This window comes from Caballeronia arvi (genome assembly GCF_001544695.2).
In the GTDB taxonomy this organism is placed as follows: domain Bacteria; phylum Pseudomonadota; class Gammaproteobacteria; order Burkholderiales; family Burkholderiaceae; genus Caballeronia; species Caballeronia arvi.
In genome coordinates this window covers 51,486-65,059 of sequence record NZ_FCOM02000023.1, presented here as the reverse complement: position 1 = coordinate 65,059, position 13,574 = coordinate 51,486, and the positions used below count along the sequence as shown (strand labels likewise).

The window sequence follows — 13,574 nt, the reverse complement described above, 5'->3', positions numbered from 1 at the left end:
GCGGCCTTCGGCATGTCGGGATAACATTGCATTCGGCGCTCATTTAATTGACGACCTCGCTCCGGCTGCAAGGATTTCGCAAGGCTGAGCGTCGTCGCCGCGACATTTCCATTCATCGCGTATTGCCCGCTCGCGCGCATGCCGTATTTGCGCGGGGGCGATATGTCATTCGAAACCCGCATGTCACAGACCAAGAAAACCGCCCGTCCCCTCGTCATTGGCGCAGTCATGGCCTCGATGGCGATGGTCGCGATCGAAGCCACCATCGTCTCCACCGCCATGCCGCAAATCGCGACGCAGCTCGGCGGCCTCAATCTGTATAGCTGGGTGTTCTCGTCGTTCCTGCTCACGCAGACCGCGCTGACCGTCGTGTTCGGCAAGCTCGCGGACCTGTATGGCCGCAAGCCCGCGATTCTCGTCGGCATCGCAATCTTTCTCGTCGGCTCGATCCTCGCGGGCTTTGCGTGGTCGATGCCCGCGATGATCGTGTTCCGGCTGCTTCAGGGCGTCGGCGCGGGCGCGATCTTGCCGGTCGCGCTGACGGTCGTCGGCGATCTCTATCCGGCGCGCGAACGCGGCAAGGTGCAGGGTTATCTGGCGAGCGTGTGGGCCGTGTCCGCCGTGCTCGGGCCGATGGTCGGCGGCCTTCTGATCCGCGAGCTGTCGTGGGCGTGGATCTTCTGGATCAACGTGCCGATCGGCATTCTGGCCGCGCTGCTCTTCACGCTCTTTCTGCACGAGGAAAAACGCCACGACCGCCCCGCGATCGATCTCGCGGGCGCGTTCTTCTTCAACACCGCGGTCGCCGCGCTGATGATGGCGCTCACCGATGCCGGTCACGCGAGCAACGCGCGCGTCGCCACGGAGATCGTGGTGCTCGTGCTCGCCATCGTGTGCTTCGTGGTGCAGGAGCGCCGCGCCGCCGATCCGATGATCTCGTTCAAACTGTGGTCGCATCGGCCGATCGCGGCGAGCAACGCCGCGACCCTGCTCGCCGGCATGGCGATGATGGGCCTCACCACCTTCCTGCCGATGTACGTGCAGGGCGTGATGCATCGCACGCCGGTCGAAGCGGGGCTCGCGCTCACGATGATGATGATCGGCTGGCCGAGCGGCGCCACGTTCACGTCGCGCACGTTCCACCGCATCGGCTTGCGGCGTCTCTTGATGATCGGCCCGGTGTTCATCCCGCTGGGCGCGTTGCCGTTCGTGCTGCTCGGCCCGCAATCGAGCCCGGTGTGGGCAGGCGTCGGCTCCGCGGTGCTCGGTTTCGGCATGGGCATCACGAGCGTGTCGTGCCTGATCCTGATTCAGGAAATCGTGCAGCCGCTCGAGCGCGGCAGCGCGACAGCGTCGAATTTGTTTTCGCGCAATCTCGGCAACACGCTCGGCGCGGCGGTGTTCGGCGCGGTGCAGAACTACGGCCTCACGCACACGGACGGCCTGCCGCCCGTACATGCGGATCAGCTCAAGCAATTGCTGTCGGCCGTGCCGGGCGACTTCGCGATCAACAACGAGATTCGCCTCGTGTTGCATCATTCGCTGCACATGACGTTCACGGCGATGTTCGTGATCGCGCTCGGGACCGTCGTCTCGATGCTGTTCATGCCGAAGATCGATATCGGCCGCGCGCGGGAAAGCGTCGGAAAAACCGGCACGGGCGATGCAAAAGCCGCTGCAAAAAACGCCGCAAAGGACGCCGCGAACCAGGCGTTCCACTGACATCCGCGCGATGATCTCGACGCAATACATCAGCCGCATCACGCTTCTGCGCGACAAGGCGCCGTCGTTCGACGTCTATCCGTTTTCGCTGCCCGCCGTGCGTGCGCTCGACACGCTGGAGCCGCATCCGAAGGTGACGTTTCTCGTCGGCGAGAACGGCTCGGGCAAGTCGACGCTGCTCGAAGCGATCGCCGTCTCGATGGGCTTCAATGCTGAAGGCGGCACGAAGAACTTTCGCTTCGGCACGCGCGCATCGCATTCGCCGCTGCATGAATATCTGCGCATCGCGAAGGGATTCAAACGTCCGCGCGACGGCTTCTTTCTGCGCGCGGAAAGCTTCTTCAACGTGGCGACGGAAATCGAGCAGCTCGACGACGAACCGGGTTTCGGGCCGCCCGTCATCGCGTCATATGGCGGCAAGTCGCTGCATGAGCAGTCGCACGGCGAGTCGTTTCTCACGTTGCTGATGGAACGCTTCGGCGGACAAGGGCTGTATCTTCTCGACGAACCCGAAGCTGCACTGTCTCCGCAACGCCAGCTCGCCGCGCTCGCGCGCATCCACGATCTCGTGAGCGACGACTCGCAATTCATCATCGCCACGCATTCGCCGATTCTCATGGCGTATCCCGATGCGTGGATCTATCAGTTCGATGAAAACGGCATCGCGCGGATCGCGTATGAAGACACCGAGCACTTCAAGGTGACGCGCGCGTTTCTTGCGAACCCCGAACGCATGTTGCGCGCGCTTTTCGACAACGAGCGCTGAACGCGTCCCGCCGATATCACCGGCGGGACGCTGAACGAAACGCTCAATCCTGCGCCTGAATAAGCGGGCTGTCCTGCTTGGATTTGTCGACGCTCGCGTCATTGCTCGATTGACCGTCCTGCGCCATCGTCTGCATGTTCATGCCTTGCTGCGACGCAGGTGCGCCGTCCATCGGTGCGTAATACGGCGAAGGACCGTAGCCGCTCGCGAGCGCATAGGAAGCGCCCGCGAGCGCCGCGACGAAGATGATGCCTTTGAGATTGCCGATCATGATAGTGCTCCTGAGGGTTTCACGTAATCACTTCAATCGGCCCCATTGCACTGCCTGCCAGCAACCGACCTTCTGAAATGTGCACGCAGTCTACGTCGACGAGTCGGCGTTGAAATCCCCTCAAAAGCAAGGATAAAAATGGATGGGTCAGCGCATCATGTATGAAGCGCCGCCTGAGCACATTCGGCGTTCATACGTTGTCCTGGACGGACACCGACACCGCGCCCGCGTTGATCGTGAGACGCGTGCGCTTGGCGAGCGGCGCTTGCGGCGCGCTGCCATCGGCATCGAGGAACTTCACCTTGTTGAAGATCGCGATGAACTGCGTCGGCGTGAGCGTCGCCGATGCATAGCCGATACCGTCATGATCCGCATAGAGCATGTCCGGATTGTTCTGGCGGATGAGCGCATCGAACAGCGACGACGAACTGATGAGCGACGCGAGCGACATGCCCGCCGCATACGTCTTGATGTCCTCGAAGAACGGCTGGCTGCTGATGCCCGCCGACATCAGATCGATCATCACCGGCGTGCCGGTCGCGGGATCGGGCACGTCGCGCACGATGCCCGCCTGGAACGCATGAAGATCGCCCGTGATCGCGACGAGATTCGTGATGCCCTGCGTCTTCACGAACGACAGCAGATCCGCCTTGTGCGACGGATAGCCGTCCCATGCGTCGCAATCGAGCACGAAGACGGTGTTGGCGGGCGCGGGCGCGATCGCGGAAAGATCGAGCCACATGCGGTTCATCATCACTTCGTTGCCCCACACCTTCCATATCGATGTCGATGCCTTCAGCGTGTCCTTCCACCATTGCGTCTGCGTCGGGCCGAAGATCGAGGGCACGCGGCCAAGGCGTTGCGTATCGGCCGCCTCGAACTGCGCGAGCACGGCGCGCGGCACGAAATAGCGCGAGCCAACGAGATCGTTACCGTTGACCGGATCATGCCCGAGCGCCTGCGCGATCGCCGCTTCGCTGACGACGTGATCGTCGCGATAGAGCCGCTCGTCGGTCATCACGAGATGCATCAGCGAGCCGAAGTGAAAGTCGCGATAGATGCGGATGTTGTCGTATGCCGCGTTGTTGAGATCGAATGACACGTCGCCCCAATCGACCGGCAGATACTCCGCCCACGCCTGATTCGCGCTGCGGCGACGCGCGGTCTGCTGGAGATTCGCGTTCGTATAGGTCTGGTGATCCTGCCAGCAGTCGTCGGAGAATTCGTGATCGTCCCAGATCGCGATGACCGGAAAACGCGCATGCACGTTCTGAAGGCGCGCATCGCCGCGATACGTGCGATACAGCGTGCGGTAGTCGTCGAGCGTGTTCGCATAGGGGCCGCCGCTCGGCAGCGTGATGGTCGGATGCGCGGCCTCGACCCCTCCCGCCGGCGCGACGAAGTTCGCCTCGTAGATGTAATCCCCCAGATGCACGACGAAGTCGAGATCGGTTTCGGCGGCCAGCAGCGTCAGCGCCTGCCAATGGTTCGCGCTCCAGTTCTGGCATACGAACCACGCGAAGCGCAGTTGCGGAATCGCATCGTTCACAGCGGCGGCGGTGCGCATCGTGCCCGTCACGCTGACGTCGCTGCCCGCGACGAAGCGGTAGTAGTACGTCGTCTTCGCAGCGAGGCCCGTGACCTTGGCGCGCACGGTGAAGTCGTAGTCGGGCACGGCATTCAACGGCACGCTCGCCGTCAGTTGCGCGAAGTTCTGCTGCGTCGATACCTGCAAGGTCATCGCGACGGAAGATGTCGCGCTGCTTGTATTCGCGACACAGCGCGTCCAGAAGACCGCAGAGACGTCGCGCGGATCGCCGCTCGCGACGCCTTGCGGGAACGCGAATGCGCCCGCGGGCGGCGGCGGTGTCGTTCCGCCGCTGCCTGTATTGCCGTTGTCGTCGTCATGACCGGAGTGGCATGCCGCGAGCGTGCCGGAAGCCGCTGCCACCGTATAGAACGCGGACAGCGAGAGGAAACGTCGACGGTCCATGAGAGCCTCCGTATGCGGAAAAATCGGGAGCGGGCAGGAGTTCGCTGATGCGTCGAGCGGTAAATTCGACGGATGCGCGCGGCTCTCTTCGGAACTGAAAACTATTGAACGCTATAAATCACGCCGCACGCTGTCAAGCGATGTTTGCGCGACGGCATGCGGATAGCTTCAACAGTTAAACTGCGGTGAGCGGCGTTGTCCAGACATTGTCCGCATGTGCGCGCCCTTCACATCGAAACTTGATTCAACTTTCTATAAACATGATCCGTTCGAGAGCTGCCGTTCCCCAACTCGACGCCGCGCGCAAGCCGCACGAACCCCGCGCGATGAGCGATGCGCAATATCACGCGCTCGTCGATGCGATCGAAGACTGCGCCATCTTCATGCTCGATCTGAACGGCTGCATCACGAGCTGGAACACGGGCGCGCGCAAGATCAAGGGCTATGAGGCGCACGAGATCATCGGCGAGCATCTCTCGCGCTTCTATCCGGCGGAATCGGTGGCGCGCGGCTGGCCCGAGTACGAGCTGAAGCAGGCTTATGCGACCGGCCGCTTCGAGGACGAAGGCTGGCGCGTGCGCAAGGACGGCACGCTGTTCTGGGCGAACGTCGTCATCACGGCGGCGCGCAATGTAGAGGGTGAGATCATCGGCTATGCGAAATGCACGCGCGATCTCACCGCGAAGCGCGCCGAACAAGAGAAGCTGCGTCTTTCGGAAGAGCGCTTCCGCTTGCTCGTGGAGAGCGTGAGCGACTACGCGATCTTCATGCTCGATCCGGGCGGTCATATCGCGAGCTGGAACACGGGCGCGATGCGCATCAAGGGTTATCAGCCGTCGGAGATTCTCGGCAAGCATTTCTCCACGTTCTATTGCCCCGAAGATCTCGCTGCCAGTCTTCCCGAGATCGAGCTTCAGACCGCGATCCGCACGGGCCGCGTGGAGAACGAAGGCTGGCGCGTGCGCAAGGACGGTTCGCTGTTCTGGGCGAATGTCGTCATCACGGCGGTGTACGACGAGCATCGCGTGTTGCGCGGCTTCGCGAAGGTCACGCGCGACATGAGCGAGCGCAAGCGTCTCGAACAACTCGAAGTGTCGTCGCGACGCATCAGCGAATTTCTCGCGACGCTCGCACATGAGCTGCGCAATCCGCTCGCCCCGGTGCGCAATGCGATCGGCGTGATGCAGATGGAGACGGACATGCCGCCGCGCATCGCCTGGTGCCGCGACATCATCGACAGGCAGACTTCGCATCTTGGCCGGCTCGTCGACGATCTGCTGGACATGGGCCGCATCACCACAGGCAAGATCGATTTGCGCATGGCGCGCGTGGATGTGAGCGATATCGTCGCGCGCAGCATCGAGCTCGTGCATCCGTTGATGGATGAGCGCGCGCAGAGCGTCGTGACGAAACTGCCCTCGGAGCCCGTCTACGTCACGGGCGACGGCACGCGGCTCGTGCAGGTCGTGCAGAACCTGTTGAACAACGCGTCGAAGTTCTCGCCGCGCGCGAGCACGGTGAAGGTCGAAGTCGAGCGTGAGGCGAGCGCGCTGCTACTCAAGGTGATCGACAGCGGGCGCGGCATTTCGCAGAAGGGCCTGAGTTCCATCTTCGATCTTTTCGTGCAGGAGGATCACTACCTCAATCCTGGCGAAGCGGGTCTCGGCATCGGACTGACGCTATGCCGGTCGATCGTCGAGATGCATGGCGGATCGATCAGCGCTGCGAGCGGCGGGTTGAATCACGGCAGCACCTTCACGGTGCGCCTGCCCTATGCCTCCGCCGATGATGCGCCGCGGCCGCATCGCGTGCTCGGGCAGACCGCGACGCAAGCGGTGAGCAGCGGTTTGCGTATCGTCGTGATCGACGATAACCAGGATTCCGCCGACAGCCTCGCGATGCTGTTGCAGATGAAGGGGCATGATGTGCGTATCGCTTATCACGGCAAGGAAGGGCTCGATGTGGTGCGGCATTTTCCGCCGGAGCTTGTCTTGCTCGATCTTGCGCTGCCGGATATCGATGGTTATGCGGTGCTGAGGACGTTGCGTTCGCAACGGCTGATCGGGCGGGCTGTGGTTGTTGCGATGACCGGGTTCGGGCAGGACAGCGACAAGGAGCGCTCCGCGCAGGCCGGGTTTGATGCGCATCTGGTCAAGCCGGTGGATTTTGAGGTTTTGGATCGATTGTTGGAGAGGATGGCGCGGGGCTGAAGGATTGGTTGGCTTGGGTCTTCGCCGGATCCCGGATTCGTGTCGGTTTATTTGCTTCGCCCCTATGCGGGGCAGCAGTCACTTTCTTTGCTGCTGCAAAGAAAGTAACCAAAGAAACAGCTATCCCCAGCCTAAGCACTTCCAGCCGGCCGCGGCACAGAACTACTCTCGTGGTCCGGCAGTAGCGAGTGCCCTCACAAAATTCACGCGGCTTGGATCGCGCACGGTCTGACTAGCCATTACTTTAAGCGCGCTGGTTCAGCACGAAATAACTTCGGCACAGCGCTACGCGCTGCCGTTGGGTCTGCAAGGGAAATCAACGGACTGGCGATGCAGTGAGATAGCCAGGTTAGTAAAGAGGTACGCGCAGACCCGCTTGACCGGTCGGCCGCGAAGCGGGCTGGAGCTTGCAAGGGCTGTACCAAATTGTAAGCGGTGCGATGAGTCAGACCGTGCGCGATCCAAGCCCGGTGAGACCTACGAGGGCACTCGCTATTGCCGGACCACGAGAGTAGTTCTGTGCCGCGGCCGGTATGAAGTGCTTAGGCTGGGGATAGCTGTTTCTTTGGTTACTTTCTTTGCAGCAGCAAAGAAAGTGACTGCCGCCCCGCATAGGGGCGAAGCTAATAAACCAACACGACTGCGGGATCCGGCGAAAAAAGAACCTTCACTCCCGAACAACCCGCAACGGAAATACAACCCTGGAAGCCACCAACCCCAACGCGCCGCCGAGCAGAGTCTCCCAAGCCCGCGCCGCGAGCAACGAAACCGAATGCACCCCACTCGCAGCCAGCGTCACAACCAAAACAAACGCGAACGCGCCACACGCGATGTCATACCGCTCCGGCAGCGCCATCGCATAAACGATCATCGCGAACGCGGAAAGAGCCCACACCACCAGCGGCCAATGCTCCGCGAGCGGCAAACACACGAGCCCGATCGGCACCCCGACGAGCGTCCCGTAGATCCGCCGCCTGACGCGCTCCGCCGTCCCCACCGCCGATGTTGCAACGACATACACGCAAGCCGTGATCGCCCACGCCGATTCCGCGAGCCCAACGAGCCGGTTAACAAGCACGACAACGAGCGCACCGCACGCCGCCTGCAAACCCATCGCCGTCGCGGGCGATATCGCGTGCCCGCCGTACGCAGGCTCCGACGCCAGCGCAGGCAACACGGCCGGATGCTCCGCAGGCCCGCTCAACACACGCGGGACGATGGCCGCGAGCATCCCGATCGGAAGCGCAATCAGAATTGCCCATGAATCGCCGGGCGTGAGATCCATTCCATAAGCGAGAAGCTGTCCGATATAAAGCTGCGAGCCAATGCCCGCCCCGGTCAGCCCGAAACGCTTCAGATAACCGGCGAAGAACGCGCCCGTCACGAGTAAGAGCTCGGCGCCGCCGCGTCCCATTTCACGAAAAACCGGCGCGAACAAAGTGAACGTGAGCGCGCCGAAGGCCGCGGCAATGCAAAGAATGGCGAGATCGCGGCTCGACTCATAACGTGTCGTACGCGCCTCCGACACGCTCGCCCACAGCGCAAATCCGCCCGCGAGCGCGCCGACGGACACCCCCACCGGTACGCGCTGCGTCACGTCCTGCAACGCACCGAGCGCCGCCGCGAGCCCGTACGCGGTGACGAGCCGCAAACCCTTGATGCGCCGATGCGTGCCCGGATCGACACGATCGATCCACGCAAGCGCCGCCTGCACGCGATCCGCGCCCGAGCGCGCGAGCGTCGCCGCCGAATCCGCGAGACGCGCTTTCGCGTCGCCGATATGCTGCTCGTCATCCATCGATATCACCGTAGGAAACGTGCCTGCACGCATTCTAGGCGATGCCGCGCCTGGCTTTCAGCGGCCGTGCACGCGGCCGCGCCGCCTCGACGATGCAGTCCGCGAGCCGCGTCGCCGCATCCGGCTCGTCCGCGCGCATGCGCCGCGCACGCTCGACGAGACCGATCTCGCGATGAAACGTATCGTCGCCGAGAGGGAGCGCCACCGCGCCGCGCGGCCACGCGCCGATGCCATCGGACACCGGCACAAGCGCCACGCCCAGACCACGCGCGACGAGTTGCGCGATGCCCGGCAGCTCGTCGACTTCGAGCGAATCGCGTACCGCGATGCGGCGCTCACGCAGGAACATGTCGACCTGCCTGCCGCCGAACGAGCGCCGGTCGTAGCGGATGAACGGCTCCGACTCGATCAGCTCGCGCCAGTGCGCGCCCTTCTTCGCGGCGAGCGCAAGCAGCACGAAAGGCTCCGCAACGAGCGTGCGCCATTGCAGCTCCGCCGGCAACGAGAACGGCGGACGGATGAGCACGGCCATGTCCATCTCGCCCGCATCGACGCTCGCGAGCAGATTGAGCGACACGCCCGGCACGAGCCGGATGCGCCAGGCGGGCAGCACTCGCCTGAACGCGCCGATGGCATCGGGCAAAAGCGCCGCATGTGCCGACGCGATCGCGCCGACCGAAAGCGAGCCGCCGCGCCCGTCCCCAACACCCGGCTCCGACAGACGCGCGTAGAGCGCGAGCAGTTCGTCGGCGAGTTCGAGCGTGCGCCTTCCGGCCTGGTTGAGTGTCGCAGAGCGGCCCGTGCGGTCGAACAGCTCGACGCCGAGATGCGCTTCGAGGCGCTGCATCTGCGCGCTGACGGCGGATTGCGTGAGGCCGATCCGCGCGCCCGCGCCCGCGAACGTGCCGTGGCGCGCCACCGCGATGAAAGTCTGAAGTTCTCGCAGCATGTCGATTCATCGAAAATAATGGGGCTGACTCCCGCAATATATCGTTTTTCAACACGAATATTTATCAATACACTGTGGTCTTCGTCTCTCCACATGCCGATCAAGGACTTCACGCCATGAGCACGACTCAGCACGCCATGCCGCCGTTTCACCTCGCGTTCCCCGTTCACAGCCTCGCCGCCGCGCGTGAGTTCTATGGCGAGCTGCTCGGCTGCCCGGAAGGCCGCAGCTCAGACGCATGGGTCGATTTCAATTTCTACGGGCATCAGATCGTCGCGCATCTCGCGCCGGAGGAAGTCGGGCATCGCTCGACGAGCGCCGTCGATGGCGACGCCGTGCCGGTGCGCCACTTCGGCGCGGTGTTGTCGATTCCGCAATGGGAAGAACTCGCCGACAAACTGCGCGCCGCCGGCACGCGCTTCATCATCGAGCCGCATGTGCGCTTCAAGGGCGAAGTCGGCGAGCAGGCGACGATGTTCTTCCTCGATCCGTCGGGCAACGCCGTCGAGATCAAGGCCTTCGCCGATATGTCGTCGCTGTTCGCGAAGTAACGCGCCCACACCAACGTCTCCTTTCGTTCGCGCCACGCACGCCTGACGGATCGTTTCCCCTATAGAATCCGTCGAGCGCGCCATGCGCAAAAACGGGGAGACGGGAATGAGACCTTCTGAGGGACGCCGCCGCTTTCTGGGCGCGGCGCTGTGCAGCACGATCGCCGCATGCGGCGGCGGTTCGGATTCCGACGATGCCAATGCATCGACTTCATCCGGCGGTTCGCAAACCGGCCCCGTGCCCGACGCGAACGTCAACGCCGCCCTCTCCCAGCTCGACGCCCTCGCCAACAATCTCCTGAGCAGCACCGGCGTGCCCGGCATGGCCGTCGCGGTCGTGCGCGGCACGCAGACCGTCTATGCGAAGGGCTTCGGCACGCGGCTCGTCGGCTCCGGCCAGAAGGTCGATGCCGATACCGTGTTTCAGCTCGCGTCGGTATCGAAGTCGGTGGGTGCGTCGGTGGTCGCGCATCAGGTCGGCGCGGGCGGCATCGCGTGGAATACGCCGGTGCGCGCGCATCTGCCGTGGTTCACCTTGTCCGATGAAGAGGTGAGCGCGGCTGTCACCATCGGCGATCTTTACTCGCATCAGTCCGGCCTGCCCGATCATGCGGGCGATACGCTCGAAGACATGGGCTACGGACAAACGGAAGTCTTGCAGCGCCTGCGCTATCTGCCGCTTCATCCGTTCCGTCATTCGTACTTCTACACGAATTTCGGACTGACGGCGGCGGCGGAATCGGTGGCGACGGCGGCCGGCATCGACTGGGCCACGCTTTCCGACAACGTGCTCTATACGCCGCTCGGCATGACGAGCACGAGCTCGCGCTATGCCGATTTCGCCGCACGGCCGAATCGCGCGCTCGGGCACGTCAAGCGCGGCGGTCAGTGGGTGCAGGGCCAGGGCACGATGCCCGATGCGCAATCGCCCGCGGGCGGCGTGAGTTCATCGGTCAACGACATGGCGAAGTGGCTCGCGATGATGCTCGGCGCGGGCGTGTCCGACGGCCGCCGCATCGTCGATGGGAGCGCCCTCGCCGCCACGACGACCGCGCAGGTGCAAAGCTCGCCGCCCGGCGACGGCAGGCCCGCGGGTTTCTACGGCTACGGCTTCAACGTGGGACAAACGGAAACGGGGCGCCCGTCGTACAGCCATTCGGGCGCGTTCGGCGTGGGCGCGGCGACGAACTTCCTGGTGGTGCCATCGACGAATCTCGCGATCGTCGCGCTGACGAACGGCTATCCGATCGGCGTGCCCGAAGCGCTCAACCAGCAGTTCTTCGATATCGTGCAATTCGGCTCCGTCCAGCACGACTGGTTTCAGCGCTACAACGAAGCGCTGTTGCCGCTGTCGAAGCCGTCGGGCTCGCTCGTCGGCGCGACGCCGCCCGCATCGCCGCTGCCCGCGCGGGCGCTGTCGACTTACATCGGCACGTATAAGAACGATTACTTCGGGCCGATTCAGGTCGTCGATCAGGGTGGCACGCTCGCCGTCGTGATCGGTCCGCGTCCGATGACGCTGCCGCTCTCGCACTGGGATGGCGATGTCTTCACGTTCACGTTCGTCAACGAGAACGCCAATCCCGGCACGATATCGAAGGCATCGTTCCTGAGCGATCGCGTGACGCTCGAGTATTACGACGAAGACGGACTCGGCACTTTCGTGCGCTGAATCAAAGCGAACGGGACGAAGTCTCCGATGAACGTCTTCAGGTCTTGAACACCGCGACCGCCTGCTTCAGCTCTTCCGCCTGCACCGCGAGCGCGGAAGCGGCGGCCGTCGCCTGTTCGACGAGCGCGGCGTTCTGCTGCGTGACGGCGTCCATCTGCGTGATCGCGACGCCGACCTGCTCGATGCCCTGCGTCTGCTGCGACGACGCCGACGAAATCTCGTTCATGATGTCGGCGACGCGCGTGACGGACGTGAGGATCTGCTGCATCGTGTCGCCGGATTGCTGCGCGAGGTCTTGCCCTGCCGTGACGTTCGTCACCGATTCGTCGATGAGCGTCTTCACGTCCTTCGCGGCGGCGGCGCAGCGCTGCGCGAGCGCGCGCACTTCCGATGCGACCACTGCGAAGCCGCGGCCATGCTCGCCCGCGCGCGCCGCTTCGACGGCTGCGTTCAACGCGAGGATGTTGGTCTGAAACGCGATGCCTTCGATCACGCCGATGATGTCGACGATCTTCTCCGAGCTGCCCGCGATCTTGTCCATCGTCGCGACGACGCCGAGCACGACGCCGCTGCCGCTTTCCACCGTCGACGATGCGCTCGCCGCGAGCTGGGTCGCCTGACCCGCGTTATCGGAATTGAGGCGCACGGTCGACGTGAGTTCTTCCATGCTCGACGCCGTTTCCGCGAGCGAAGCCGCCTGCTCTTCCGTGCGCGACGACAAATCGTGATGACCGTCCGCGATCTCGCGTGAAGCCGCCGTGATGCCGTCCGCGACGAGCTTGATCTGCGCGATCGTCTGCGTGAGACGCGACTGCATCGTGTGCATCGAATGCATGAGGCTCGAATCGTCGCCGTGCTTCACTTGCACGGGTTGCGCGAGGTCGCCCGCCGCGATGCGCTGGCAGACGATCGCCACATCCTGCGGATCGCCGCCGATGCTCTTCAGCACGCCGCGGATGATGAACGTCATCGCGAGCGTCAGCGCCGCGCCAATCGCGCCGATAAGCAAGAGCGACTTCAGCACGGTCGCGCGAAAAGCCGCGTCGATATCGTCGACATAAGCGCCCGAGTAGACATGCCAGTCCCATTCGCGCACGTAGTCGCCGTACGTGATCTTCGGCAGCGGCTCCTGTTCGCCGGGCTTCGGATAGAAGTACGTCGTGATGTGCGAGCCGTCGAGACCGTGCTTGACGATCTCGCCGGTGAAGTGCTTGCCGGTGCTGTCGACGAAATCGTTGATCTTGTTTTCCGTGTCGGGGCGCACGGGGTTCAGGATCTGGAACATCTTCGAATCGAGGATGCCGATATAACCGCTCGTGCCGTAGCGGATCGCGCGCACGCTGGCGACGGCGAGCTTCTTCGCTTCATCCTCGGGCAACGCGCCGCTTTGCGCCTGCTTCACATAGAACCTGACGACACTCGTCGCCGACTGAACCTGCTCGGCGAGTCCGTCCTGACGGTTTTGCATCAGCGATTGTTTCGTGGAGATCGCGTTGAGCGTGCACAGAAGAATCAGGCTGAGCCATACGAAGCCCACGATGCTCATGAGCTTGGTTTTGAAAGAAAGTTTTTTCACGATCGGGTCGAATTGCCAATGGAAGCGCCGGGCGGCGCTCGTCGTGCGGCTTTCGATCGTGAGGCG

General features: G+C 63.4%; 10 protein-coding genes. 5 read left to right on the top strand and 5 right to left on the bottom strand.

Translation table 11 applies throughout. The features are described from left to right. Nucleotides 1–180: 180 nt before the first annotated feature. Together AWB74_RS23585 and AWB74_RS23580 are read left to right on the top strand one after the other, a co-directional pair. Nucleotides 181–1,722 (top strand): MDR family MFS transporter, encoded by a 1,542-nt coding sequence (locus AWB74_RS23585; protein WP_061149159.1) that lies wholly within the window; start codon nucleotides 181–183, stop codon nucleotides 1,720–1,722. A 10-nt stretch (nucleotides 1,723–1,732) separates the two neighbouring features. Further along, nucleotides 1,733–2,488, top strand: a complete 756-nt coding sequence (locus AWB74_RS23580; RefSeq protein ID WP_061149120.1) for an AAA family ATPase — start codon at nucleotides 1,733–1,735, stop codon at nucleotides 2,486–2,488. A 43-nt stretch (nucleotides 2,489–2,531) separates the two neighbouring features. On the opposite strand, the gene AWB74_RS23575 is transcribed toward AWB74_RS23580, so the two are convergent. Both AWB74_RS23575 and AWB74_RS23570 read right to left on the bottom strand, forming a co-directional pair. After that, on the bottom strand, nucleotides 2,532–2,759 hold the full coding sequence (locus tag AWB74_RS23575) for a hypothetical protein (RefSeq protein WP_061149119.1): 228 nt from the start codon (nucleotides 2,757–2,759) through the stop codon (nucleotides 2,532–2,534). Between the two features lie 190 nt (nucleotides 2,760–2,949). Then, on the bottom strand, nucleotides 2,950–4,752 hold the full coding sequence (locus AWB74_RS23570; protein WP_061149118.1) for an alkaline phosphatase D family protein: 1,803 nt from the start codon (nucleotides 4,750–4,752) through the stop codon (nucleotides 2,950–2,952). A gap of 326 nt (nucleotides 4,753–5,078) precedes the next feature. Here AWB74_RS23570 and AWB74_RS23565 point away from each other — a divergent pair, with 326 nt between their 5' ends. Next, nucleotides 5,079–6,962, top strand: a complete 1,884-nt coding sequence (locus AWB74_RS23565; protein WP_061149158.1) for a PAS domain-containing hybrid sensor histidine kinase/response regulator — start codon at nucleotides 5,079–5,081, stop codon at nucleotides 6,960–6,962. Between the two features lie 667 nt (nucleotides 6,963–7,629). On the opposite strand, the gene AWB74_RS23560 is transcribed toward AWB74_RS23565, so the two are convergent. Together AWB74_RS23560 and AWB74_RS23555 are read right to left on the bottom strand one after the other, a co-directional pair. Beyond that, nucleotides 7,630–8,760 (bottom strand): FUSC family protein, encoded by a 1,131-nt coding sequence (locus tag AWB74_RS23560; RefSeq protein ID WP_061149157.1) that lies wholly within the window; start codon nucleotides 8,758–8,760, stop codon nucleotides 7,630–7,632. A gap of 34 nt (nucleotides 8,761–8,794) precedes the next feature. Next, a complete protein-coding gene (locus AWB74_RS23555; RefSeq protein WP_061149117.1) occupies nucleotides 8,795–9,709 on the bottom strand; it encodes a LysR family transcriptional regulator in 915 nt (304 codons plus the stop codon). 116 nt (nucleotides 9,710–9,825) lie between these two features. Between AWB74_RS23555 and AWB74_RS23550 the strand changes: the two genes are divergently transcribed. Then, nucleotides 9,826–10,260 (top strand): VOC family protein, encoded by a 435-nt coding sequence (locus tag AWB74_RS23550; protein WP_061126684.1) that lies wholly within the window; start codon nucleotides 9,826–9,828, stop codon nucleotides 10,258–10,260. Between the two features lie 106 nt (nucleotides 10,261–10,366). After that, the gene (locus AWB74_RS23545; RefSeq protein WP_061149156.1) at nucleotides 10,367–11,932 is read left to right on the top strand and encodes a serine hydrolase; all 1,566 of its coding nucleotides are present in this window, start codon (nucleotides 10,367–10,369) and stop codon (nucleotides 11,930–11,932) included. Nucleotides 11,933–11,969: 37 nt separating this feature from the next. Here AWB74_RS23545 and AWB74_RS23540 read toward each other — a convergent pair whose 3' ends face one another. Next, nucleotides 11,970–13,508, bottom strand: coding sequence for a methyl-accepting chemotaxis protein (locus AWB74_RS23540; protein WP_061149116.1), 1,539 nt, complete (start codon nucleotides 13,506–13,508; stop codon nucleotides 11,970–11,972). Between the last annotated feature and the right edge of the window lie 66 nt (nucleotides 13,509–13,574).

What these genes read in the sequence shown, in the direction of transcription:
- AWB74_RS23585 (WP_061149159.1), top strand. Translation starts at nt 181, where the DNA reads ATGTCACAGACCAAGAAAACCGCCCGTCCCCTCGTCATTGGCGCAGTC.
- AWB74_RS23580 (WP_061149120.1), top strand. Translation starts at nt 1,733, where the DNA reads ATGATCTCGACGCAATACATCAGCCGCATCACGCTTCTGCGCGACAAG.
- AWB74_RS23575 (WP_061149119.1), bottom strand. Translation starts at nt 2,759, where the DNA reads ATGATCGGCAATCTCAAAGGCATCATCTTCGTCGCGGCGCTCGCGGGC.
- AWB74_RS23570 (WP_061149118.1), bottom strand. Translation starts at nt 4,752, where the DNA reads ATGGACCGTCGACGTTTCCTCTCGCTGTCCGCGTTCTATACGGTGGCA.
- AWB74_RS23565 (WP_061149158.1), top strand. Translation starts at nt 5,079, where the DNA reads ATGAGCGATGCGCAATATCACGCGCTCGTCGATGCGATCGAAGACTGC.
- AWB74_RS23560 (WP_061149157.1), bottom strand. Translation starts at nt 8,760, where the DNA reads ATGGATGACGAGCAGCATATCGGCGACGCGAAAGCGCGTCTCGCGGAT.
- AWB74_RS23555 (WP_061149117.1), bottom strand. Translation starts at nt 9,709, where the DNA reads ATGCTGCGAGAACTTCAGACTTTCATCGCGGTGGCGCGCCACGGCACG.
- AWB74_RS23550 (WP_061126684.1), top strand. Translation starts at nt 9,826, where the DNA reads ATGAGCACGACTCAGCACGCCATGCCGCCGTTTCACCTCGCGTTCCCC.
- AWB74_RS23545 (WP_061149156.1), top strand. Translation starts at nt 10,367, where the DNA reads ATGAGACCTTCTGAGGGACGCCGCCGCTTTCTGGGCGCGGCGCTGTGC.